Source organism: Pantoea sp. PNT03, from assembly GCF_014852515.1.
Classification (GTDB): domain Bacteria; phylum Pseudomonadota; class Gammaproteobacteria; order Enterobacterales; family Enterobacteriaceae; genus Pantoea; species Pantoea leporis.
On record NZ_JACVBT010000001.1, the window covers coordinates 1,231,647 to 1,256,549 of the forward strand.

Here is a 24,903-nt window from a genome sequence, read left to right on the forward strand (position 1 = left end):
TACGTGAATATGGAGAGTTTATGCGCACTTTGTGGCGAATTATTTCCGGTCTGTTCCGCTGGACCTGGCGGGTACTGAATTTTATTCGGGAATTTATTCTTAATTTATTTCTTATTGTTTTGATCCTGGCGGGCGTCGGGATTTGGCTGCAGGTTTCCAGTTCCAACAACAGTGAGCCTGTACAGCAAGGCGCATTGAAAATCGATCTGAGTGGAGTGCTGGTCGATAAACCTTCCGTCAGCAATCGTCTGAGTCGTATCAGCCGTCAACTGTTAGGCGCCAATAGCGATCGTCTGCAGGAGAATTCCTTGTTCGATGTCGTCGATGCGATCCGCCAGGCAAAAACCGATAAAAACGTCACTGGCATCGTGCTGGAGCTGCGTGACTTTGCCGGTGGCGACCAACCTTCGCTGCAATATGTGGGTAAAGCACTGCGCGAATTCCGTGACGCCGGCAAACCTATTTATGCGGTCGGCGACAGCTACAGCCAGGCGCAATACTACATCGCCAGCTACGCCAACAAGGTGTATCTCTCACCTCAGGGCACGGTTGATCTACACGGTTTCGCCACCAACGGCCTGTACTACAAGACTTTGCTGGAAAAGCTGAAAGTTAATTCGCATGTCTTCCGCGTAGGCACTTATAAGTCTGCGGTCGAGCCGTTCCTGCGTGACGATATGTCACCAGAAGCGCGCGACGCTGATGGACGCTGGATCGGCCAGCTGTGGCAGAATTACCTGAATACTGTGGCAGCTAATCGTCAAATCACACCAGAACAGCTGTTCCCGGGTGCAGCCGGCATTATTAGCGGCCTGCAGGCGGTGCAAGGTGATACCGCGAAATATGCGCTGAACAATAAATTAGTGGATGTGCTGGATACGCGAGCAGCCGCCGATCAGCAACTGGTGAAAACCTTCGGCTGGGATAAGGCTAATAACGATTACCGTAGCGTCAGTATCTACGATTACACCGTTAAACAGCCGCCGAAGAGTCAGGATGGCAATATCGCCGTGATCCTTGCCAGCGGTGCGATTATGGACGGTGAAGAGAGCGCCGGAAACGTCGGCGGTGATACCACGGCGTCGCAAATCCGAGATGCGCGTCTGGATGCTAAAATCAAAGCCATTGTGTTGCGCGTCAACAGCCCGGGCGGCAGTGTCACGGCATCGGAAGCCATTCGTGAAGAGCTGGCGGCAGCCCACGATGCGGGTAAACCGGTGGTGGTCTCAATGGGTGGCATGGCGGCTTCCGGCGGTTACTGGATTTCAACGCCTGCCGATTACATCGTGGCGGCACCCAGCACGCTGACCGGTTCCATCGGTATCTTTGGCGTGATTAACACCGTTGAAAACAGCCTGAGTTCGGTGGGTGTGCATACTGACGGCGTTGCCACATCGCCGCTGGCGGACGTCGCTACCACCAAAGCGCTGCCAACCGAAGTGCAGCAGTTGATGCAGCTGACCATTGAGAACGGCTATCGTAACTTCGTGGGCCTGGTGGCGACCTCACGTCACAAAACGCCTGAAGAGATCAATGCGATTGCGCAGGGTCACGTCTGGACCGGTAGCGATGCGAAAGCCAATGGTTTGGTCGATGCGTTGGGAGACTTTGACGATGCCGTGGCGAAAGCTGCTGAGCTGGCGAAAGTCGCTAAGCCGGAGTTGAGCTGGTATCAGGACGATCCGGGCATGATCGATCTGCTGCTGAATCAGATGAACGCGTCGGTTCAGGCGGTGTTGCCGGCTGCGCTGAAAGTCTGGCTGCCTGCGCCAATGCTGGACGTAATGAGCGCAATGAAACAGCAACCTGGCTTACTGAATAACCTCAACGATCCGCAAAATCGCTACGCTTTCTGCCTGAACTGCGGCAACGTACGCTAATCTTTACAGCCCGGCCGCTGGTCGGGCTGCTTTTCGTTCGCAATCCCCTTATACTGCGCGTTTTACGGCAAGTCTGAGTTCCTTCATGCAAAAGAAAAATATCTACGTAGCCTACACCGGCGGCACCATCGGGATGCAGCGCTCTGCGCAGGGCTACATTCCGGTATCGGGTCATCTACAACAGCAGCTGGCAAACATGCCCGAATTCCATCGGCCTGAAATGCCGGATTTCACCATCCATGAATATCAGCCGCTGATGGACTCCTCGGACATGACGCCGCAGGATTGGCAATCGATTGCGAACGATATTAAGCAAAACTACGATCGTTACGATGGCTTTGTAATTTTGCATGGTACCGACACCATGGCCTTCACCGCTTCGGCGCTCTCCTTTATGCTGGAGAACCTCGCTAAGCCGGTGATTGTCACCGGCTCGCAAATTCCCCTGGCAGAATTGCGTTCTGATGGGCAGCAAAACCTGCTGAACTCGCTGTATGTGGCGGCCAATTATCCGATCAGTGAAGTTGCCCTGTTTTTCAATAACACGCTGTTCCGCGGCAACCGTACCACTAAGGCACATGCTGACGGCTTTAATGCCTTCGCATCGCCAAACCTGGCGCCCTTGCTGGAAGCGGGTATTCATATCCGCCGGTTAAACACCCCGCCCGCACCGCAAGGTCACGGCGAGCTGATTGTGCATCCGATAACACCACAGCCGATTGGCGTGGTGACGATTTATCCGGGTATCTCTGCCGACGTGGTGGGTAATTTCCTGCGTCAACCGGTGAAAGCCTTGATCCTGCGCTCTTACGGCGTTGGCAACGCGCCGCAAAATGCTGAGTTTCTTTCGGAACTGCAACAGGCCAGCGATCGCGGCATTGTGGTGGTGAATCTGACACAGTGTATGTCCGGCAAAGTGAATATGGGCGGCTATGCCACCGGCAATGCGCTTGAGCATGCGGGCGTGATCAGCGGCTTTGATCTCACCGTTGAGGCCACATTAACCAAACTGCATTTTTTATTGAGTCAGAACCTTACCAGCGCGGAAATTCGTGCCAAAATGCAGCAGAATTTACGCGGCGAACTGACCGAAGATTGATACGGAGCGAAACCAATGAAGCGGGCATTGATAATCATCGATATTCAGAACGATTTTTGCCCCGGCGGCCCAATGGCGGTGCGTGAGGGTGACCAAACGGTTGCCGTCGCCAATCGATTTGCGCGTGAGTTTCACGATCGGGGTGAATGTGTGGTGGCATTGCAAGACTGGCATCCAGCCAATCACGGCAGCTTCGCCTCGATCTCCGGCGAGCCGGTCTATACGCTCGGCGAATTAAACGGTTTAGCGCAGATCTGGTGGCCCGATCACGGTATTGAGAATTCTGTCGGGGCGGATTTTCATCCCGATCTCGATCGCTCTCTAATTGATGCCGTGTTTCATAAAGGGGGCGATGTTGAGGTGGATAGCTACAGCGCCTTCTTCGATAACGGCCATCGACGCAAGACAGAACTCGACAGTTGGCTGCGCGAGCGCGGCATTAGCGATTTAGTGATGCTGGGTATTGCGACCGATTACTGCGTCAAATACAGCGTGCTGGATGCGCTGGAGTTAGGTTACAACGTGGAGGTGGTTAAAGAGGGCTGCCGCGGTGTGAACCTGAATCCGGATGACAGTGAAATTGCTTTCGCTCAGATGGAAGCACAAGGTGCGGTATTAATCTGAAAATAAGGGGCTGGTGAGAACCAGCCCTTTTGATTTTTAGTGCAGGTTGATGCGCGTGACGTCGGGCTCAATGCCAAACTCTTCTTTCAGCTGTTTCTTCGATTTCATCACCATATCCCCACCTTTGCTAATGGTCATATGTTGCGGATCGTCATTGTGGCGAGCCTGCCACAACATCACCAGCTGCAGACAATTCTCTTTCTGCTCTGGCGTCAGCGCGACGCCATCTGGCCATTTGCCGATTTCAACCGCCGTGGAGAGCCGCTCGTACACTTCCGGCGTCATCGCCTCCAGCATCGCTTCCAGTTCCTGTTTCATGCTTAGCCCTCTTGCTGATTGCCCTGCTCATCAGTGAAGTTTAGCGAGGCGGAGTTCACGCAGTAGCGCTCGCCGCTCGGCTGTGGGCCATCCGGGAACACATGTCCCAAATGCGCATCACAGTTGCCACAGCGAATCTCAACCCGGTGCATGCCGTGTGAATCATCTTCCAGATAGCGGATAGCGTCGTCACTGAAAGGCTGATAGAAACTTGGCCAGCCACAGCCTGAATCGTATTTGGTTTCGGAGAGAAACAGCGGCGAATTACAAACTAAGCAGTGGTAAATCCCTTCCTGCTTGTTGTGCAGCAAGGCGCCCGAGAAAGGGGGCTCCGTTCCACGATGCTGAGTGACATAGCGCTGCATTTCGGAAAGCTGCGCAATTTTTGCGTCGGGTGCGGTGTCTTTAGCCATTTTGAGTTCCGGAGTGTCATTCTGAAAAAATCGACTAGTATTCTAACAAACGTACAACATCTATCGGGTCTTTTTTCGTGCTAACGCCTCCGACATCTGTTCCACAGCACGATTTTGTGATGGCGATCACCCTTTGCAAAAGTCATCCCTTTTCAGCCCGCATTCGGCGTAACATAGGCGCGCAATAAGGGTGCTGCGTAAGCGATTGCGCAACGAATTATTCCTGGTGTTGGAATTGACCTGTCGCAACAATTGACACGATTCCGCTTGACGCCTAGTAAGGTTTTTGTAATTTTACAGCCAACCTTTTATTCACTAACAAATAGCTGGTGGAATATATGACTATCAAAGTAGGTATTAACGGTTTTGGCCGTATCGGTCGCATCGTTTTCCGTGCTGCGCAGCAGCGTTCTGACATCGAAATCGTCGCGATCAACGATCTGCTCGACGCCGATTACATGGCATACATGCTGAAGTATGACTCTACTCACGGTCGTTTTGACGGCACTGTAGAAGTGAAAGACGGTGCACTGATTGTTAACGGTAAGAAAATCCGTGTTACCGCTGAGAAAGACCCGGCTAACCTGAAGTGGGACGAAGTGGGTGTTGACGTTGTTGCTGAAGCGACCGGTATCTTCCTGACCGACGAAACTGCACGTAAACACATCACCGCTGGCGCGAAGAAAGTGGTTCTGACTGGTCCATCTAAAGACAGCACCCCGATGTTTGTACGTGGCGCTAACTTTGACAAATATGCTGGCCAGGACATCGTTTCTAACGCGTCTTGCACCACTAACTGCCTGGCTCCACTGGCTAAAGTTATCAACGACAACTTCGGTATCGTTGAAGGTCTGATGACCACCGTTCACGCAACCACCGCGACGCAGAAAACCGTTGATGGCCCGTCTCACAAAGACTGGCGCGGCGGCCGTGGCGCAGCGCAGAACATCATCCCATCTTCTACCGGTGCAGCTAAAGCAGTTGGCGTTGTTCTGCCAGAGCTGAACGGCAAACTGACCGGTATGGCGTTCCGCGTTCCTACTCCAAACGTGTCTGTTGTTGACCTGACTGTTCGCCTGGAAAAACCAGCGACCTACAAAGAAATTTGTGCAGTGATCAAAGCTGAGTCAGAAGGCAAAATGAAAGGCGTTCTGGGCTACATTGAAGACGACGTGGTTTCTACCGACTTCAATGGCGAAACCCTGACTTCAGTATTCGATGCTAAAGCAGGTATCGCTCTGAACGACAACTTCGTGAAACTGGTTTCCTGGTACGATAACGAAACTGGTTACTCACACAAAGTTCTGGATCTGATTGCACTGGTTGCTTCAAAGTAAGCTAACCGGCTACATAGACAAGGGGTGACTTCGGTCGCCCCTTTTTTTCGACTGGATAAAAGAGAAGGTCTGACCATGCAAGATACGCTTTATACCCTTCCGGTAGTGAGTCAAATCACCCCTTATCTGTCACAGCGCCAGCAGGGTGATTTGCCGATTGTGGTAATCAGCCATCCTAAAGTGCGTGCGGCGATTGCCCTGCAAGGTGCGCATCTGCTTTCGTGGCAGCCTAGCGGCCAAAAACCGGTGATTTGGCTCAGTGAAAAAACCCCGTTTACCACAGGTAAAGCAATCCGCGGCGGCGTGCCGATTTGCTGGCCGTGGTTTGGTCCGGCAGGTGAACCGTCGCACGGTTTTGCACGCAATATGCCGTGGACGCTGACCGCCCATGACGAAAACGAAGATGCGGTAATGCTGACTTTTACGCTGGAAAGCAACGCACAAACCAAAAAGCTCTGGCCGCACGATTTCACCCTGCTTGCTCGCTTCCGGATTGCTGAGCATTGTGAAATTGAGCTGGAAGCTTACGGCGACTATGAAGCCACCGCAGCGCTGCACAGCTACTTCCAGATTGCGGACATCTCACAGGTCGAAGTGAGCGGATTGGGTAACAGTTTTATCGATAAGGTTAACGATAATGCTGTTGGCGCATCCGACGGCAAGCAGACCTATCCCAACCGCGTGGATCGTATCCACACCGCGGCGGATGACTGCAGCGTGATTCATGATAAAGCGGGCAAACGCCAGATTGAAGTCTATCACCACTATCAGAGTGACGTTGTCACGTGGAATCCAGGTCCGGAGTTATCATGCAGCATGGGGGACATGCCAAATGAAGGCTATAAAACCATGGTGTGCGTGGAAACGGCGCGCATTAGCAAGCCGTTAAAAAGCGCGGGTGAATCCCCTGCGCGTTTGGGCACCACAATTCGTATCGTTAATAAGTAATAAGATGCGGCGCCGTTGCGCCGCTAAACCACATCTAATGCAGTTTTAGATTGAGGCGCAGGAAACGCCCGATCAATGATGCTCAGCTCTTCATCAGTCAGATTGATGCTAAGCGCGGCCGCGTTTTGCTGCACATGTGCAACGCTGCTGGCTTTAGGAATGGCCAAAACGCCTTGCTGACGGATCACCCAAGCCAATAGCACTTGCGCCACGCTGATGCCCTTCTGTTGTGCAATCTGTTGAAGATGCGCATCGTCAAACAGCGCCTGTCGCAGTCGTCCAGCCTGCGCTAACGGGCAATAGGCCATAATCGGCATCTCGCGCTGCTGACACTGCGGCAACAGATCGTACTCGATCCCGCGTGACGCTAAGTGGTACAGCACCTGATTGGTTAAACAGGATTTGCCGCCGGGCTCTTGCCACAGTTCCAGCATATCGTCATGGTCAAAGTTCGAGACGCCCCAATGGCGGATTTTGCCCTGCTGCTGCAAGGATTCCATCGCGCGAATGGTTTCTTCTAAGGGCACATTGCCACGCCAGTGCAGCAGGTAGAGATCGAGGTAATCGGTTTGCAGACGACGCAGACTGCGCTCGCAGGCCTCGATAGCATCGACTTCACCGGCATTCCAGGGATACACCTTCGATACCAGCCAGGCTTGATCGCGACGGCCGCGTAACGCTTCGCCGACCACCTCTTCGGCAGCGCCTTCCGCATACATTTCCGCCGTGTCGATAACCTTAAGTCCAAGATCTAAACCCGCCTGCAGTGCGCCCACTTCCTGGCTGCGCAGCGCTGCATTCTCACCCATATACCAGGTTCCCTGGCCAATAGCGGGTAAAGCTGATTCACCGTGAAATTGGATAGTCTTCATCACTCCTCCTGTTGCGCTGATATGGGGCTCTGAATTGGTGCAATGTAAGAAAAACGCCTCATTACGAGGCGTTTATTTAATCGTCAGAAGCTGTAACTGATGCCGGTCCAGAGTGTGAACTGGCCACTCTTATCGACCATCGGGCTGTCTTTGATTTCGCTGTCGAAGCGCGTGTAGCGACCTGACAAGCTGGCGTTCCAGCTTTCGCTGATTTGGTAGCTGGCATTCATCTCGACATACGGCGACCAGCTGTCGTCTGGATGATACTCAGCGATGCCGGTTCGCGCACTTTCATGGGATGAAACACCGTAGTAATAACGGTTCTGATTGGCGCTGTTCCACATGGCACCAATGCCCGGCGTCAGGCTGAATGCGCCGAAATCAAAGCGATATAGATAGGTGAGATCCCAGATTAACCCATTGCTGTTATTGAGCACATCACCCAGCAGAGCGGTGCGCACGATACCCCAATCGGCAACATGGCGATAGTTGGCGCCGGCCATCAGCGTCATACGGCGCTTATCCAGCGCTTTCATGTCACCCAAATCGTTGTCTTTCGGATCGTACTGCTGCGGCGATCCCAGCACCGTCAGCGACAGCTGATTCTGCGGGTCTTTCCACAGGTAATAGCCGCCTTGCAGGCTACGGAACCAGAAGTTTTCACCTTCATAATTAATCACCGGAATCGGCAGATAGCGGTCTTGTCCGCCCCGATAAGGTGACTGCGCATAAATCACCGAAGCGCCAAGAGATAAGGGTTCTGCATGAGTGCCGAACGCCGCAAAATAACAAGGAATAGCCAGAGTAAGCGCTTTAAGTTTGAATTGGTTCACAATTTATTCAGTCCATTAATATAACAATCACACGCAGAGTCTAACCAAAATTTTGCTATCGGTTAACGTTTAATGATGCTCTCTAACCAGCATAGCGAAATATTCTCAGTGGCTTCATCGCTCTCACGGCTTAGGTTGATTGCCTCAGTGCTTATGAGACTTTGTTATTGATATATCGCTGAATAAGGAGAAAAGTGGCTGCAGGTTTTCTGAATGCCTTCTACAGTTAAATGTAAGACGAGACTTTTTTGTACGAGCAGAGTAACCATAAGAATTGTGTATCCCGATAAAAAAACGTCAGGTTGGCATAAGGGTTGCTGTACTCAATAAAGAATATCTTCCGGGAGCTGCTACAAACTTTTATTACGCTCCTTTACCTGTGCTAAAAACGAAAGGACGGGCATCGCTATGAATATATTCGATCACTATCGTCAGCGTTATGAAGCTGCCAAGGACGAAGAGTTCTCATTGCAGGAATTCCTCGCCATCTGTAAACAGGATCGCAGTGCATACGCCAACGCTGCCGAGCGACTATTAATGGCCATCGGTGAGCCGGTGATGGTTGACACTGCGCAAGAGCCTCGCCTTTCCCGAATCTTTTCCAACCGAGTCATGGGACGCTACCCGGCCTTCGAAGAGTTTTACGGTATGGAGGAAGCGATTGAGCAAATCGTCTCCTACCTGAAACACGCCGCGCAGGGTTTGGAAGAGAAGAAACAGATCCTTTACTTACTGGGCCCGGTGGGTGGCGGTAAATCCTCATTGGCCGAGCGCCTGAAAGCGCTGATGCAGCGTGTGCCGATCTATGTGCTGAGCGCCGACGGCGAGCGCAGCCCGGTAAACGATCATCCACTCTGCCTGTTTAACCCGCAGGAAGACGCCAATATTCTGGAAAAAGAGTATGGCGTGCCGCGGCGTTATCTGGGCACCATCATGTCGCCTTGGGCGGCGAAACGCCTGCATGAGTTTGGCGGCGATATCACCCGCTTCAAAGTGGTGAAAGTGTGGCCGTCGATTCTGGAGCAGGTAGCAATTGCCAAAACAGAGCCAGGCGATGAGAACAACCAGGATATCTCTGCGTTGGTCGGTAAAGTAGATATCCGCAAACTGGAAAATCACGCGCAAAACGATCCTGACGCATACGGTTATTCAGGTGCCCTTTGCCGCGCGAATCAGGGCGTGATGGAATTCGTTGAGATGTTTAAAGCACCGATTAAAGTGCTACATCCACTGCTGACCGCCACGCAGGAAGGTAACTACAACGGTACCGAAGGGATCTCTGCCCTGCCGTTCAACGGCATCATTCTGGCGCACTCCAACGAATCAGAATGGGTCACCTTCCGTAATAACAAAAACAATGAGGCATTCCTTGACCGTGTTTACATCGTCAAAGTGCCTTACTGCCTACGCGTTTCCGAAGAGATTAAGATCTATAACAAACTGTTGGATCACAGTGAGTTGACCACGGCGCCATGCGCGCCGGGCACGCTGGAAACCCTGGCCCGCTTCTCGATCCTATCGCGTTTGAAAGAGCCGGAAAACTCCAGCATCTACTCGAAAATGCGCGTTTATGATGGCGAAAGCCTGAAAGATACCGATCCAAAAGCCAAATCCTGGCAGGAGTATCACGATTACGCGGGCGTTGATGAGGGCATGAACGGCCTTTCAACCCGCTTCGCGTTTAAAATCCTTTCACGCGTATTCAACTTCGACCATGCCGAAGTAGCGGCCAACCCGGTGCATCTGTTCTACGTGCTGGAGCAGCAAATTGAGCGCGAGCAGTTCCCTCAGGATCAAGCCGAGAAGTATCTGGAGCACCTGAAAGGCTATTTGATTCCAAAATACGCCGAGTTTATCGGTAAAGAGATTCAGACCGCGTATCTGGAATCCTACTCTGAATACGGTCAAAACATCTTTGATCGCTACGTTACCTACGCTGATTTCTGGATTCAGGATCAAGAGTACCGCGATCCCGACACCGGACAGCTGTTTGACCGCGAATCGCTGAACGCCGAGCTGGAAAAGATCGAGAAACCTGCCGGGATCAGTAACCCGAAAGATTTCCGTAACGAGATTGTCAACTTTGTGCTGCGTGCCCGTGCGCAGAATAGCGGACGCAATCCGAACTGGACCAGCTACGAAAAACTGCGCACGGTCATCGAGAAGAAAATGTTCTCGAACACCGAAGAGTTGCTGCCGGTGATTTCGTTCAATACCAAAACCTCAACGGACGAGCAGAAAAAACACGATGATTTTGTCGATCGCATGATGGAAAAAGGCTATACCCGCAAGCAAGTACGCCTGCTGTGCGAGTGGTATCTGCGCGTGCGTAAATCTTCATAATCGTTATCTGTAAGCGTCGCGGCGCTTCGGTGCTGCAACAGGAGGCCGGGTTTTCCCGGCCTAAGCTTGCAATGCAGTTTGGGGGATTTTTATGGCCTATTTTATCGATCGGCGTCTCAACGGTAAGAACAAAAGCGCCGTCAATCGGCAGCGCTTTCTGCGCCGTTATAAGTCGCAAATCAAGCAATCGATCTCCGAGGCCATCAACAAGCGTTCGGTGACCGATGTCGAGAGCGGCGAATCGGTCTCGATTCCAATTGACGATATCAATGAACCGAGCTTCCATCAGGGCCGCGGCGGCAGTCGCCATCGCGTGCATCCTGGGAATGACCATTTCGTGCAAAACGATCGCATTGAACGTCCGCAAGGTGGCGGCGGCAGCGGCGGTAGCGGCCAGGGCAACGCCAGTCAGGATGGTGAAGGCCAGGACGAATTCAGCTTCCAGATATCTAAAGATGAATATCTCGATCTTCTGTTCGAAGATTTGGCGTTGCCGAACCTGCGTAAGAATCAACATCGGCAGTTAAACGAGTACAAAACCCATCGCGCGGGCTACACCTCAAACGGTACGCCGGCTAATATCAGCGTGGTGCGCTCGCTGCAGAACTCGCTGGCTCGTCGTACGGCGATGACGGCGGGTAAACGCCGCATGTTAAACGAACTGGAAGCTACGCTATCCGAAGTGGAAACCAGCGAACCGGCGCAGTTACTGGAAGAGGAGCGTTTACGTAAAGAGATCGCTGAGTTGCGCGCGCGCATCGACCGCGTGCCGTTTATCGATACCTTTGACCTGCGCTACAAAAACTTCGAGAAGCGACCAGAACCTTCCAGCCAGGCCGTGATGTTCTGCCTGATGGACGTGTCTGGTTCGATGGATCAAGCCACCAAAGATATGGCGAAGCGTTTCTACATTCTGCTGTATCTGTTCCTGAGCCGTACCTACAAGAACGTCGACGTGGTTTACATCCGGCATCACACTCAGGCGAAAGAGGTCGACGAACAGGAGTTCTTCTACTCGCAGGAAACGGGCGGCACCATTGTTTCCAGTGCACTGAAGTTGATGGATGAGGTGGTTAAAGAGCGTTATGACCCGTCACAGTGGAACATCTATGCGGCGCAAGCGTCGGATGGTGATAACTGGGCCGATGATTCACCGCTCTGCCACGAGATCTTAGCCAAACATATTCTGCCGGTTGTGCGTTATTACAGCTACATCGAGATCACGCGTCGCGCGCATCAGACCTTATGGCGCGAGTATGAACATCTGCAGGCAATGTTTGATAACTTCGCAATCCAACATATCCGCGAGCCAGAAGACATCTATCCGGTATTTAGAGAACTTTTCCACAAACAGGCTGCAGAAGCCTGAGTTTATAAGCCGGTCACTGACCGGCTTTTTCTTTGCAGCAGCCCCGCTCACTTCGCGCCATTTCCTGTTGTTTTTTCATACAAATTTAGCTGTATATGGGATGCGGACCCACAGAATGAAAAAATGTGCAATTAAGCGCTGACAAGCTATTGATAAGGCATTATCTTTCCACCTTGTCTGTGTGAATCGCCCGCAGTTTGTCTTTTTTGCCCCGCCGCAGGAGAACGCCGTTGAATACCAGCATGATTTACAGTTTGTTCATTATTGGGTCCGTGCTGGTAGCAGCAAGTATTTTGCTCAGTTCCTTTTCCTCACGCCTTGGCATTCCGATTCTGGTGATCTTCCTCGCTCTCGGCATGTTGGCCGGGATTGATGGTATCGGTGGCATCGCCTTTGATAACTATCCCGTCGCCTATCTGGTCTCCAACCTCGCTTTAGCCATCATCTTGCTTGATGGCGGCATGCGCACCAAAGCATCTTCGCTAAAGGTGGCGCTCGGCCCGGCATTATCGCTGGCGACGGTTGGCGTGATGATCACTGCAGGGTTAACCGGCGTTGCCGCTGCCTGGCTGTTTAAGCTCGATCTGATGCAGGGCTTTCTGATTGGCGCGATTATCGGTTCTACCGATGCCGCTGCCGTATTTTCGCTGCTGGGTGATAAAGGCCTCAACGAACGTGTCAGCTCCACGCTGGAGATTGAATCCGGCAGCAACGATCCGATGGCGGTGTTTCTCACCATCACGCTGATCGACATGATTCAGCAAGGCCAGTCCGGCCTGAGCTGGATGTTTGTGGTGCATCTGGTGCAGCAGTTTGGTCTTGGCATCGTATTAGGCCTGGGCGGCGGCTGGGCGCTGCAGCAGTTGATTAACCGGATCAATCTGGCGCAGGGTTTGTATCCGCTGCTGGCGGTGAGTGGTGGCATCATCGTGTTTGCTCTCACCACCGTGATGGAAGGCAGCGGCATTCTGGCGGTGTACCTGTGTGGCTTCCTGCTGGGCAACAGCCCGATCCGTAACCGCCACGGTATTTTGCAAACCTTTGACGGTATGGCATGGCTGAGCCAAATCGGCATGTTCATTGTGCTGGGCTTGCTGGTGACACCCTCCGATTTGTGGCACATCGCGGTGCCGGCGATGATTCTGTCGCTGTGGTTGATTCTGGTAGCGCGCCCGCTGTCGATTCTGGTTGGTCTGTTACCGTTCAAAGGCTTCACCGGACGCGAACGTATCTTCATCAGTTGGGTGGGCTTACGTGGCGCAGTGCCAATCATCCTCGCCGTATTTCCGATGATGGCCGGGCTGGAGAACGCCAAGCTCTACTTCAACATCGCTTTCTTTGTAGTATTGGTGTCGTTGATGCTGCAAGGCACTTCGCTGGGCTATGCCGCCAAACGCGCCAAAGTGGTGGTGCCACCAACCGCCTCGCCGATTAGCCGGGTTGGGCTGGATATCCATCCGGAGAATCCGTGGGAACAATTTATTTATCAGCTGAGCGCCGACAAATGGTGCGTCGGCGCAGCGCTGCGTGATTTGCAGATGCCGCGCGAAACCCGCATCGCCGCCCTGTTCCGCGATAACGCGTTAATGCATCCCAACGGCAATACGCGCCTGAAAGAAGGCGATGTGCTGTGTGTGATTGGCCGTGAACGTGATCTCCCCGCCTTGGGTAAAATGTTCAGCCAATCGCCGCCGGTATCGCTGGATCAACGCTTCTTCGGCGACTTTATTCTGGATGCCGAGGCGCGCCTGCGCGACGTGGCGCAAATTTACGGCCTGGAGTTAGATGAACAGACCAACGATCAGCAGTCGCTAGGACAGCTGGTAATGAGTTTGCTCGGCAGCACGCCGGTGGTTGGCGATCAGGTGGAATGGAAGCAGTTAACCTGGACGGTGGCAGAAAAAGAAGATAACCAGATTGTGAAGGTCGGTGTGCGCGTCAGCGAAGACAAGGATTAATCCGAGGCTTTATCGCTCGTAAACTGCGTGTGAACGACTATGCTCACTATTCAACCCAGCAAATACGGGAGAATGTAATGGGACGCGTGGTGAAGATTGGTCAATATGAAATCGTTGATGCAGAGTTCAATAGTGACAATGGCGACACTGTCAGTATTCCCTGCCATACCAATCCCGGCCTGAGTGACCAACTCGACGGCTGGGATGTGGATACCAGTGTACCGGCATGGATTGATGAAGAGGCTGTCGATCTGCAAATCGGACACTATGACAAGCAGCAGGACCTGTGGGTATTAAAAAAACCCGCCTGATTGGCTGGCGCCGCCATTGATGTGAATGGCGGTCATTCCGAAAAGCTGTCTTAAAATGAAGCGTAATATTCGAGATTAATTAACTTTTAACCATACATTTCAATTAAATAGCCAATTATTTCTTTAGTCATTTATTTCCTTTTCAGACTATTTCCATATTAACTCGGTCAAATAACTCCTGCATACTCTTAAACGTTGCTGCAGCTTTTCGTGACGTGCATCACGTCTCAAACGGTCCTTTCCTTGCAGCGCTTATGGCAGCACTGACTTATATCTCGCTGAAAGAATTATTCTTTCCATTTTTCAGCGGACCACTCCTGAGCGCGTACTTGATTCTGGTCAGGCCATCTTTTACTTAAGAAAAGAGAGCAGGTTTTATGGCAAGTACTTTGATAATGAATGATGCAACCCGCTCGTGGAGCGGACTGCGCAAAAACCTCATCGCAAAAGTCGCACTTAGTTTCTCGGATTTAATTGCATTAAATCTGGCATTGTTTTTATCTGCCGCCACCGTTCAAGGTATTTGGGGCGAACTGGATACCTTTATTCCGCCCCAGCAGATTGAATACCGGTTTATTGCCCAATTTAGCCTTTCTATTCTTTGCACCGCCTGGTTCTGGGTGCGTATGCGTCACTACACTTATCGCAAGCCGTTTTGGTTTGAACTGAAAGAAGTGATTAAAACCCTGTTCGTCTTCTCTCTGCTTGATCTGGCGTTGATTGCCTTTTCAAAATGGGACTTCTCGCGCATGGTTTGGGTATTCAGCTGGACTTACGCCCTGCTGCTGCTGCCGTTAATGCGTGCCGTGGTAAAACGCGCCATCAACCGCGCAGGTCAGTGGCAGAAGGAAACCATCATCATTGGTTCCGGTAAAAATGCCATGGAAGCTTATGCGGCGCTGCAGAGCGAGGAGATCCTCGGTTATAACGTGCAGGCGTTTATCTCGCTGGATGATGACCAACAGCATGAGAAGGTTAATGGCGTTCCGGTGATCACCTGGAAAGACATCAACTGGCAAACCATGGACCGTGACAACACGCAATTTATCGTCGCCACCGAATTTGAGCAGCAAGTGGTGCGCGATAAATGGCTGAAGTTCCTGTCCAAAATGAAGTGCCGTTCAATTTCCGTGATCCCAACGCTGCGCGGCGTGCCGCTGTATGGCACCGATATGTCATTCATCTTCAGCCATGAAGTGATGATTTTGCGCGTCAGCAACAACCTGGCGAAACGCTCTTCGCGCTTCCTGAAACGCACCTTCGATATCGTGGTGGCATCCATGCTGCTGCTGTTCCTCGGACCGGTATTTGGACTGCTGTGTGCGATGGTGAAACGTGACGGCGGCAATGCGATTTATGGTCATGAACGCGTTGGGCAAGATGGCGTGAAGTTTAAGTGCCTGAAGTTCCGCTCAATGGTGACCAACTCGCAGGAAGTGCTGCAAAATTTGCTGGCGACCAGCGAGGAAGCGCGTGCCGAATGGGACCGTGATTTCAAACTGAAAAACGATCCGCGTGTGACCAAAATTGGTAACTTCCTGCGCAAAACCAGCCTTGATGAGCTGCCACAGTTGTGGAACGTGATTCGTGGCGAAATGAGTCTGGTCGGTCCGCGTCCGGTGATTGAAGCAGAACTGGAGCGTTATGCCGGTGATGTGGATTACTACCTGATGGCGAAACCGGGCATGACCGGCTTGTGGCAGGTCAGCGGACGTAACGACATTGACTACGATACGCGCGTCTACTTCGATTCCTGGTACGTGAAAAACTGGGCGTTATGGACTGACATTGCAATTCTGTTCAAAACCGCTGGCGTAGTGGTTCGTCGCGACGGCGCTTACTAATACCCTCGAGGCGGTGCCTGTGCACTTCGGCAGGCATCGCTTTTATTATCCCTTTCTTTTTCCCCTAAGAGTCATTACCCTTCCGGATTGTTTAACAGGTCGTCCGGTTCGTAATGCAAAAATTCACCTTAATACTTCTTAGCCTGGTGCTGCTGGCGCCGCTTGGCATTGATCTTTACCTCCCGACATTGCCGCAAATCGCCGAAGGTCTTAACAGCCCGGTGAGCCTCATCCAAATCACGATTCCTCTGTTTTTATTGGTGATGGGCATTGGCCAATTGATCACCGGTCCGCTGGTGGATAATTTTGGTCGTAAGCCGCTCGCGTTAATTGGTCTTGCGCTTTACATCATTGGCAGCGCGATTGCCGCCACGAGCACGCTGTGGCCGGTGTTCTTTCTCGCCCGCATCATTCAGGGTTGCGCGGTGTGCTGCACGGCGGTGGTGGCCTTCAGCGGCGTGCGTGACCGTCTCAGTGGCGAGGATGCCGCACGCGCTTACGGCTTTCTCAATGGTGCGCTGAATATCGTTCCCGCGCTGGCGCCACTGCTGGGTGGGATCCTCGCCGAAGCCTACGGCTGGCGGATGCCGTTCTGGTTCCTGTGCGGCTATGCGGTGGTGATCGGCTTGATCGTCCTGCTGTGGCTGCCCGAAACGCGCCCGGCGGACACCTTACGCGTTAAAGGTTTACCGCTGGCGCAGTATGCTGCCATCGCCCGTGAACCGCGCTTTCTCGCCTTTGCCTTTGCCAATGCCGGCGCGCTGGGTATGGTGCTGACCTATGTGTCTCTGGCGCCACACGTGCTGATGACCGAAGGCGGCCTGACGCCGTTGCAATTCTCTTTCGCCTTTGGCGCCAACGGGTTTTGGATCATGCTGGTTAGCGCGTTCGTAAACAAAACCATTCGCAAAGCGGGACGCCCGTTCTGCCTGGCGATGGGTTTCGCCACCATGTTGATCGGCGCAATTCTTCTGATGATGGGCACCACGCTGTTACCGGCGGCGTGGCAAAACCATTGGGCGCTGTACATGATTCCCGTGGCGGTTTCCGTTGCTGGCCTGGCGTTCACGGTCGGTCCCGCCACCAGCTACGCGCTGGAGCCATATCAGCAGCAAGCGGGCGTGGCCTCAGCACTGCAGGGATTTATTCAGATGGCGTGTGGTGCGGGCGGCAGCATGGCAATCGTGGCATTGCCCGTTGCGGAGAAGTCGTCACTGGCATTGATGATGCTGCTGGGTGCAGCGCTGGCACTGACCGCCTGGCGCTGCAGTAAGAAAATGCACGGTCGCGTGACCGCGCTTAAATAACCTCAACCGGAACGCGTGGCGCGAGCGCACACATCAGCTCGTAGCCCACCGTTCCGGCGGCTTTTGCCACCTCATCGATCTTCACCTGATTGCCCCACAGCTCCACCTTTGAACCGATGCCGGCCTGCGGGCAAGGTTCTAAATCGATCATCATCATGTCCATGGAGATGGCGCCCAGCGTTTGCGTGCGTATGCCATCCACGCTGACTGGCGTGCCGGTGGGCGCATGACGCGGATAACCGTCGGCGTAACCACAGGCGACAATGCCGATACGCTGGGTGCCGCTGGCGTGATAGCGATAACCGTAACCCACGCCGTCACCGGCATTCAGCTGCTGCACGCCAATGATTTCGCTGGTGAGCGTCATCACCGGCTGCAATCCGGTGCTGGCGATATCCTGCCAGTCGCCGCTCGGTGATGCACCATAGAGAATGATGCCCGGACGCACCCAGTCAAAATGCGCTTCAGGATGCCACAGCGTGGCCGCAGAGTTAGACAGGGAACGCGGACAATCGAGCCCTTCCGCCGCCAGTTCGACGCGCTTCATCGGCTCAACAACTCCTTGCGGATTTTCTGCATCAGCGAAGTGCGCCATCAGCGTCATTGCACCGACGTTCGGCAGAGCGCGCAGTTTTTGCCACGCCGCATGAGCCTGCTCAGGACGGAAACCAAGCCGGTTCATGCCGCTGTTGATTTTGAGGTACACATCGACCGGTGCCGACAGCTGCGCTTTTGCCAGCGCCTGAATCTGCCAGTTGCTGTGCACGCTGGTGGTGAGGCGGTAACGATCGATTAGCGCTAAATCCTCGGCATGAAAGAAACCTTCCAGCAGCAGGATCGGTTTTTTCCAGCCCTGCTCACGCAGCAGGATCGCCTCTTCCATATTCAGCAGCGCGAAACCATCGGTTTCTGCCAGGCTTTGCCACACACGAGCCACACCGTGACCATACGCATTGGCTTTTACCACCGACCAGACGCGTGATTGCGGGGCCGCCCGGCGAACAACGGCCAGATTATGACGCAATGCCTGTTGATTGATGGTGGCACCGGTTGGACGTGACATGCTTTTACTCTCCCTGAGGTCTCAGCGCGCCGCGCTGGCGTTACGCAGTGGCGAAGAATGTGGCTCAAAACCTGGCAGGTAGCGCAGCACTGACAAATCATCTGCGGCAATCGCCGGTTTCTGACCGGAAATTAAATCAGCCAGAAGCTGACCGGAACCACAAGCCATCGTCCATCCCAGCGTACCGTGACCGGTATTGAGATAGAGATTGGAGAGCGGCGTGCGCCCGACAATCGGCGTACCGTCTGGCGTCATTGGACGCAATCCGGTCCAGAACGTGGCCTGTTCGACAAAACCGCCTTCAGGATAGAGATCGCGGACCACCATCTCCAGCGTTTCGCGTCGTGCCGGCAACAGTTTGGTGTTAAAACCAACAATTTCTGCCATGCCGCCCACGCGAATGCGATCGTCAAAGCGCGTTACCGCCACTTTGTAGGTTTCATCGAGGATGGTGGAAACCGGTGCGGCGTCGGCATTCTTGATTGGAATCGTCAGCGAATAGCCTTTCAACGGGTAAACCGGGATGGCGAGAATGTCTTTCAGCAGCGCGGTTGAATAGGAACCGAATGCCACCACGTAAGCATCGGCTTTGATCACTTCATCGCCACACTTCACGCCATAAATGCGATTGCCCTCACGCAACAACTGATCAACCGAGGTGTTGTAGCGGAAGGTTACGCCCGCCGCCGCTGCCATCGCAGCCAGACGTTGGGTGAACAGTTGGCAGTCGCCGGTTTCGTCGTTAGGGAGACGCAAACCGCCGGTGAGTTTATGCGCCGTGGCCGCCAGCGCAGGTTCGACATTTTTGAGCTGATGCGCTTCCAGCAACTCATAGGGCACGCCCGCATCGCGCAGCACGGCGATATCTTTGCTGGCACTTTCGAACTGTTGCTGCGTGCGGAACAGCTGCAGCGTGCCGCCCTGCCGACCTTCATAGGCAATGCCGGTGCTGGCGCGCAGCGTTTTCAGGCAGTCGCGGCTGTACTCCGCAATGCGCACCATGCGGCTCTTATTCTCTTGATAGTGCTGCATGTCGCAGTTTCGCAGCATATTCCACATCCATTCCAGCTGGAATTTGCTGCCATCAAGACGTACCGCCAGCGGCGCGTGACGCTGGAACATCCATTTGACCGCTTTCAGCGGAACGCCCGGCGCCGCCCAGGGCGCAGCATAGCCCGGTGAAATCTGTCCCGCATTACCGGCGCTGGTTTCCAGCGCGGCGGCAGGTTGACGATCGATAACCGTTACCTCATGTCCGGCCTGCGCCAGATACCATGCGCTCGCTACCCCAACCACACCACTACCAAGAATCACTACGCGCATAAGCCCCTCGTCGCAGCAAAAGAATAATTAACTATTAACCCAGCCCAACACAGCATAACCCGACCGCTATTGAAATCTTACATTCGACCGACTTATTTCACATGTTTTTTACCTGACTGCACACTGAAATCATGCAACAGCGGCAAAATCAGGATTTTTTATGCCTTAAATCCCTTAATCAGCAATTTATTATGCGGAGGGCAGCGGTTTTGACTTTTTTCAGGAGAAAGCGCCGCAGTCATACAATCCACTTATAAACAGAGCATTATTCTGCAAAATGAAACCTAACCAACACTTGTCATCAGTATCGGCTTAACTAACGCTTTTTGAATGATTTTCTGCCAAAAGAATTCGATTGAGATTCAGTTTCGGATAGGCGACAGTGGACTATCATTGAAGTGTTCGCTCAGTTTTTTGGGCCATCTTTACTCAGGATGAGGCCTTAAACGATCGTGACAGGTAACTCCTGCCGCTTGCAAAACAGAGGTGCGCTATGACGACAATCTTTGACGAGCCAACCCGCAACAGTAAACGACTCAGTGATGGTCCCGACTGGACCTTCGAACTGCTGGATGATTATCTGGCGGAAATTGACCGCGTAGCCAAAAGTTACGGACTGGAAACCTATCCGCACCAAATTGAAGTGATCACCTCCGAGCAGATGATGGATGCCTACTCCAGCGTGGGTATGCCGATCAACTATGCGCACTGGTCGTTCGGCAAGAAATTCATCGAAACGGAACAGCGCTACAAGCATGGTCAGCAAGGCCTGGCGTATGAGATCGTCATCAACTCCAATCCGTGTATCGCCTATTTGATGGAAGAGAACACCATGACCATGCAGGCGCTGGTAATGGCGCACGCCTGTTACGGTCACAACTCTTTCTTTAAAAATAACTATCTGTTCCGCAGCTGGACCGATGCCAGTTCGATTGTGGATTACCTGCTGTTTGCGCGAAATTACATTACCGACTGCGAAGAGCGCTATGGCGTGGAGGAAGTTGAGCGGCTGCTCGATTCCTGCCATGCGTTGATGAACTACGGTGTGGATCGCTATAAGCGTCCGCAGAAAATTTCGCTGCAGGAAGAGAAGGCGCGCCAGCAGAGCCGCGAAGAGTATTTGCAGAGTCAGGTGAATACGCTGTGGCGCACCCTGCCGCGTAAAGAGAAAGAGTCGGTGCACGTTGAGGCATCGCGCTACCCTTCTGAACCGCAGGAAAACCTGCTCTATTTTATGGAAAAAAATGCGCCGCTGCTGGAATCCTGGCAACGTGAAGTGCTGCGCATTGTGCGCAAAGTTAGCCAGTATTTTTATCCGCAGAAACAGACGCAGGTTATGAATGAAGGCTGGGCCACTTTCTGGCACTACACCATCCTTAATCATCTGTATGACGAAGGCAAAGTGTCGGAACGCTTTATGATGGAGTTCCTGCACAGCCACACCAACGTGGTGTATCAGCCACCGTATAACAGCCAGTGGTATAACGGCATCAACCCGTATGCGCTGGGCTTCGCGATGTTCCAGGACATTAAACGCATCTGTCAGACACCGACCGAAGAAGATCGCTACTGGTTCCCGGACATTGCCGGTTCCGACTGGCTGAAAACCCTGCATTTCGCCATGCGTGAATTCAAGGACGAAAGCTTTATCAGCCAATTCTTGTCACCAAAAGTGATGCGTGATTTCCGCTTGTTCACGGTGATGGATGATGACCGCAACAATTTCCTCGAAATTGCAGCGATCCATGACGAAGCGGGTTACCGCGCCATTCGTCAGCAGCTGTCGGCGCAATACAACCTGAGCAATCTGGAACCTAACATTCAGGTCTACAACGTGGATTTGCGTGGCGATCGCTCACTGACGCTGCGTTATGTGCCGCAACAGCGTGCGCCGCTCGATAAGAGCCGCAAAGAAGTGTTGAAGCATGTGCACCGTTTGTGGGGCTTTGATGTGATTCTGGAACAGCAGAATGAAGACGGCAGCGTCGAGTTGCTGGATCGTTCGCCCACGCGCGGCCCAACGCTTTAAGGCAAAAAAAACCGGACTGTCGAAGTCCGGTTTTTCTTTTATCGCTTACTGGCTAAATCGTCCGGCATGCTTTTCTGCATCTTGTGCCAAATCTCACCGCTGCGGCGTCCGTATTCACGCACGCTATCGACAATCTGCTCCTGCGAAGGATTAGCCACGCACAGGTCAGCCAGCTGGCGATAGAAGTTACGCGCCAGTTCACGCGCTTCCAGACTGGAGAAGTAGTGACGACCCACGCGGGTATACAACCCTTTCAGGCCATTCAAAATCAGACCATAAATCGGGTTACCTGATGCAAACGCCAGGCCGCGGAACACGCGATAATCCAGCTCGGTGTAGGCTTCGGCTTTGTCTTCCTCGATCAGTGCATTTTCCAGCACTTCGCGCGCTTTATCAGGATGATGACGCAGCGCACGGCTGATAAAAATCGAAGAGATGTTAGTCCGCACCGACAGCAGATTATCAATCAACTGGGGGACGCTATCGTGATCGAGTCGGGCCAGGGTTTCGAGGATGTTTAAACCGGAGGTTTCCCAAAAATCGTTTACGCGCGTCGGTTTGCCATGTTGAATGGTCAACCAGCCATCGCGCGCCAGACGCTGCAAGACTTCACGCAACGTGGTGCGGGTCACACCAATCAGTTCAGAAAGCTCACGTTCGGCAGGTAGAATGGATCCCGGCGGAAAACGACTGTTCCAGATGCTTTCAATAATATACTCTTCCGCAAATCCCGCGGGGCTCTGCGCCTTAATCACCATAGCATTTATTTCTCGTTGCTTTCTTTATCGTAATGCGACTCATCATACCAGAGCGGCTATAGCGGAAATAGCCTGCCAACCGATTAAAAGCGCGCGCTGGCGCAAAATTCAGCCGTGAATTCAGATGAAACAACGCTGGCAAGCACACGTTTGCGCTGCTCCTGTGGCTTGCACTTATCGGATGAAGCGCATGGCCGGATCTTTTTTGGCCTCAACGCGACTTAAGTCATTTTTGTACATGATTTTTTCCCTTTACCTGGCTGGCACGGTTGCGCTTTTGGTTTACACTGCGAAACATTAACGGTTACAGGAAAAGCAATATGTTGCGATATTTGAATCAATGCTCGCGTGGACGCGGTGCCTGGCTTCTGCTGGCCCTGACGGCGCTAGCGTTTGAATTGACGGCGTTGTATTTTCAGCACGTCATGGGGCTGCAACCCTGCGTAATGTGTATTTATGAGCGTTGCGCGCTGTTTGGCGTGATGGGCGCGGGCATCGTGGGTGCGATTGCACCGAAAACCCCGCTGCGCTGGGCGGCGATCCTCATCTGGATTTATAGCGCGATTGAAGGCACTCGCCTCTCTTACGATCACACCATGATTCAGCTGCATCCCAATCCGTTTGTCACCTGCGACTTTGCCGCACGTTTCCCAACCTGGTTGCCACTGGATAAATGGTTGCCTTCGGTGTTTGTGGCCAGCGGTGACTGCGCCGAGCGCGGCTGGACTTTCATGACCTGGAGCATGCCGCAGTGGATGATCGTGATTTTCGGCGCTTATCTGCTGGTGGCGCTGCTGGTGTTGATTGCACAACCGTTCAAACCGAAACGCCGCGATCTGTTCGGACGTTAAACACAAAAAAACAGGCAGCCCTGGCTGCCTGTTTTATGTTTAACCGTTGCGATCCGGTCGATCGATTATATGCTCTTCCCAATCCCGCACTTCACTCTCACGCACCGCAATAAAACGCACTGAAATGCGCTGCGCATGCATCGCCTTTTTAGAACCGGCGATCAGCGGATGCCAGGCCGGCAAGGTTTTCCCTTCCCCTAACACGCGATAGGCGCAGGTACGCGGCAGCCATTCAAAACTGGTGAGGTTTTCACGCGTCAACTTGATGCAATTCTCTTCTAACTCAAAACGATGCTCGTAGTTACGGCATTGGCAGGTTTTGATATTCAGCTGATTGCAGGCCACGTTGGTGAAGTAGATTTCGTCGGTATCCGCATCCTGCAACTTATTCAAGCAACATTGGCCGCAGCCGTCGCACAGGGATTCCCACTCTGCGTCGTTCATTTGGTCAAGGCGTTTAGTCTGCCAGAAAGGTTGTTCAGTCATGATGGCGGTCCGGGTTAGCAAAGAGACCGCACCTTATAAAGGTTCAGGTGCGGTGATGCAAGTTTTACAGAACGCGCGTCGAAATACCGTGACCCGCCAGCGATACTTCCAGCTTGTCGCCAGAACGCATCGGGCCAACGCCTTCAGGCGTACCGGTCAGCACCACATCGCCCGCGCGCAGGGTGAAATACTGGCTCATATAGGCAATCAGCGGCAGAATTTTGTGGATCATATCGGCGGTCGTCCCGTGCTGACGCACTTCGCCGTTAACCATCAGCTTCAGTTCGGTGTTCTGGGGATCGCCGCTGAACTCGGCAACCGGAATAAAACCTGACAGCGGGCACGAGTTATCGAAACCTTTGGATTTTTCCCACGGTTGGCCCGCTTTCTTCAACCCGGCCTGCACGTCACGTAAGGTCAAATCCAGCGCGACGCCATAACCGGCAATCGCCTTCGCCACATGCTCTTCGCTCGCCTGCTTCAGCGTCGAGCCAATCAACACCGCCAGCTCCACTTCATGATGCACTTCACCAAAATTTGCCGGGATTGACAGCGGCTGGCGCAGATCGCACACCGCGGTTTCCGGTTTGATAAACACTACCGGTTCGGTTGGCGTGGCACTTCCCATTTCCTTTATGTGCTTTGCATAGTTGCTGCCGACGCAAACCACTTTGCTGACCGGATAATCCAACAGAGCGCCCTGCCAGTTACGATGCTGATACATGCTATTCCCCTGCTTTGGTTGTGTTTGCCGCCAGTGCATCTGGCGATGAAGTCTGGCTCAGAGCCGGAACGCGGCACGCTGAGGTGGAATATATTAGCGGGTTTATGGCAGCAGGCGTGGCGGAAATTGTCAAAAGTCGTTAATCGTATACAACAAAATCAGCTAAACGCCGGGATAATTGCCCGCAATAAAGAGTTAAAGCGGGCAGTTAAT

General features: G+C 53.0%; 22 protein-coding genes. 13 read left to right on the forward strand and 9 right to left on the reverse strand.

The window, feature by feature from the left end; genetic code table 11:
* The first annotated feature begins 20 nt into the window (after positions 1 to 20).
* The 3 genes from sppA to pncA all read left to right on the forward strand — a co-directional run bounded on the left by sppA (position 21) and on the right by pncA (position 3,603).
* The gene (gene sppA / locus IB226_RS05765) at positions 21 to 1,880 is read left to right on the forward strand and encodes a signal peptide peptidase SppA (protein ID WP_192234043.1); all 1,860 of its coding nucleotides are present in this window, start codon (positions 21 to 23) and stop codon (positions 1,878 to 1,880) included.
* Positions 1,881 to 1,965: 85 nt separating this feature from the next.
* On the forward strand, positions 1,966 to 2,979 hold the full coding sequence (gene ansA / locus IB226_RS05770; RefSeq protein WP_101764219.1) for an asparaginase: 1,014 nt from the start codon (positions 1,966 to 1,968) through the stop codon (positions 2,977 to 2,979).
* Positions 2,980 to 2,994: 15 nt separating this feature from the next.
* Positions 2,995 to 3,603, forward strand: coding sequence for a bifunctional nicotinamidase/pyrazinamidase (gene pncA, locus IB226_RS05775; protein WP_101764218.1), 609 nt, complete (start codon positions 2,995 to 2,997; stop codon positions 3,601 to 3,603).
* Positions 3,604 to 3,639: 36 nt separating this feature from the next.
* Here pncA and IB226_RS05780 read toward each other — a convergent pair whose 3' ends face one another.
* Together IB226_RS05780 and msrB are read right to left on the reverse strand one after the other, a co-directional pair.
* Positions 3,640 to 3,921: a YeaC family protein gene (locus IB226_RS05780; RefSeq protein ID WP_101764217.1), complete on the reverse strand. Its 282-nt coding sequence runs from the start codon at positions 3,919 to 3,921 to the stop codon at positions 3,640 to 3,642.
* Positions 3,922 to 3,923: 2 nt separating this feature from the next.
* A complete protein-coding gene (gene msrB, locus IB226_RS05785; RefSeq protein ID WP_110866272.1) occupies positions 3,924 to 4,334 on the reverse strand; it encodes a peptide-methionine (R)-S-oxide reductase MsrB in 411 nt (136 codons plus the stop codon).
* A gap of 338 nt (positions 4,335 to 4,672) precedes the next feature.
* Here msrB and gapA point away from each other — a divergent pair, with 338 nt between their 5' ends.
* A complete protein-coding gene (gapA, locus tag IB226_RS05790) occupies positions 4,673 to 5,671 on the forward strand; it encodes a glyceraldehyde-3-phosphate dehydrogenase (RefSeq protein ID WP_007889697.1) in 999 nt (332 codons plus the stop codon).
* A gap of 75 nt (positions 5,672 to 5,746) precedes the next feature.
* Positions 5,747 to 6,619: a D-hexose-6-phosphate mutarotase gene (locus IB226_RS05795; protein ID WP_192234045.1), complete on the forward strand. Its 873-nt coding sequence runs from the start codon at positions 5,747 to 5,749 to the stop codon at positions 6,617 to 6,619.
* Positions 6,620 to 6,642: 23 nt separating this feature from the next.
* Here the strand turns inward: IB226_RS05795 and IB226_RS05800 are convergent, their stop codons facing one another.
* Positions 6,643 to 7,494 (reverse strand): aldo/keto reductase, encoded by an 852-nt coding sequence (locus IB226_RS05800; protein WP_370579191.1) that lies wholly within the window; start codon positions 7,492 to 7,494, stop codon positions 6,643 to 6,645.
* 80 nt (positions 7,495 to 7,574) lie between these two features.
* Positions 7,575 to 8,324, reverse strand: a complete 750-nt coding sequence (locus IB226_RS05805) for a MipA/OmpV family protein (RefSeq protein ID WP_101764213.1) — start codon at positions 8,322 to 8,324, stop codon at positions 7,575 to 7,577.
* Positions 8,325 to 8,732: 408 nt separating this feature from the next.
* On the opposite strand from IB226_RS05805, the gene yeaG reads away from it, so the two are divergent.
* The 6 genes from yeaG (at position 8,733) to IB226_RS05835 (ending at position 17,456) form a co-directional block, all read left to right on the forward strand.
* Positions 8,733 to 10,667: a protein kinase YeaG gene (yeaG, locus tag IB226_RS05810; RefSeq protein ID WP_008110364.1), complete on the forward strand. Its 1,935-nt coding sequence runs from the start codon at positions 8,733 to 8,735 to the stop codon at positions 10,665 to 10,667.
* Between the two features lie 91 nt (positions 10,668 to 10,758).
* Positions 10,759 to 12,036 (forward strand): YeaH/YhbH family protein, encoded by a 1,278-nt coding sequence (locus IB226_RS05815; protein ID WP_137385905.1) that lies wholly within the window; start codon positions 10,759 to 10,761, stop codon positions 12,034 to 12,036.
* Between the two features lie 230 nt (positions 12,037 to 12,266).
* Complete coding sequence (locus IB226_RS05820) at positions 12,267 to 13,994, forward strand: potassium/proton antiporter (RefSeq protein WP_101764211.1); 1,728 nt, start codon at positions 12,267 to 12,269, stop codon at positions 13,992 to 13,994.
* Between the two features lie 77 nt (positions 13,995 to 14,071).
* Complete coding sequence (locus IB226_RS05825) at positions 14,072 to 14,305, forward strand: DUF1480 family protein (protein ID WP_110866277.1); 234 nt, start codon at positions 14,072 to 14,074, stop codon at positions 14,303 to 14,305.
* A gap of 377 nt (positions 14,306 to 14,682) precedes the next feature.
* Entirely contained in the window at positions 14,683 to 16,149 is a 1,467-nt protein-coding gene (wbaP, locus tag IB226_RS05830) for an undecaprenyl-phosphate galactose phosphotransferase WbaP (protein WP_008110368.1), read from the forward strand.
* A 113-nt stretch (positions 16,150 to 16,262) separates the two neighbouring features.
* Complete coding sequence (locus tag IB226_RS05835) at positions 16,263 to 17,456, forward strand: multidrug effflux MFS transporter (RefSeq protein WP_101764208.1); 1,194 nt, start codon at positions 16,263 to 16,265, stop codon at positions 17,454 to 17,456.
* Here IB226_RS05835 and dadX read toward each other — a convergent pair.
* Both dadX and IB226_RS05845 read right to left on the reverse strand, forming a co-directional pair.
* On the reverse strand, positions 17,449 to 18,519 hold the full coding sequence (dadX, locus tag IB226_RS05840) for a catabolic alanine racemase DadX (protein WP_192234048.1): 1,071 nt from the start codon (positions 18,517 to 18,519) through the stop codon (positions 17,449 to 17,451). The genes IB226_RS05835 and dadX overlap by 8 nt on opposite strands.
* 21 nt (positions 18,520 to 18,540) lie before the next feature.
* Entirely contained in the window at positions 18,541 to 19,842 is a 1,302-nt protein-coding gene (locus IB226_RS05845; RefSeq protein WP_101764206.1) for a D-amino acid dehydrogenase, read from the reverse strand.
* Between the two features lie 493 nt (positions 19,843 to 20,335).
* Here IB226_RS05845 and IB226_RS05850 point away from each other — a divergent pair, with 493 nt between their 5' ends.
* A complete protein-coding gene (locus IB226_RS05850; RefSeq protein WP_101764205.1) occupies positions 20,336 to 21,871 on the forward strand; it encodes a SpoVR family protein in 1,536 nt (511 codons plus the stop codon).
* Between the two features lie 38 nt (positions 21,872 to 21,909).
* Here the strand turns inward: IB226_RS05850 and fadR are convergent, their stop codons facing one another.
* The gene (gene fadR / locus IB226_RS05855; protein WP_101764204.1) at positions 21,910 to 22,629 is read right to left on the reverse strand and encodes a fatty acid metabolism transcriptional regulator FadR; all 720 of its coding nucleotides are present in this window, start codon (positions 22,627 to 22,629) and stop codon (positions 21,910 to 21,912) included.
* Between the two features lie 320 nt (positions 22,630 to 22,949).
* Here fadR and dsbB point away from each other — a divergent pair, with 320 nt between their 5' ends.
* Positions 22,950 to 23,480, forward strand: coding sequence for a disulfide bond formation protein DsbB (gene dsbB, locus IB226_RS05860; protein WP_192234050.1), 531 nt, complete (start codon positions 22,950 to 22,952; stop codon positions 23,478 to 23,480).
* A gap of 39 nt (positions 23,481 to 23,519) precedes the next feature.
* On the opposite strand, the gene IB226_RS05865 is transcribed toward dsbB, so the two are convergent.
* A complete protein-coding gene (locus IB226_RS05865; RefSeq protein WP_008110381.1) occupies positions 23,520 to 23,966 on the reverse strand; it encodes a YcgN family cysteine cluster protein in 447 nt (148 codons plus the stop codon).
* Positions 23,967 to 24,030: 64 nt separating this feature from the next.
* Positions 24,031 to 24,690 carry a fumarylacetoacetate hydrolase family protein gene (locus IB226_RS05870; RefSeq protein WP_101764202.1) on the reverse strand — a complete coding sequence of 220 codons (660 nt, stop codon included), beginning with the start codon at positions 24,688 to 24,690 and terminating at the stop codon, positions 24,031 to 24,033.
* Between the last annotated feature and the right edge of the window lie 213 nt (positions 24,691 to 24,903).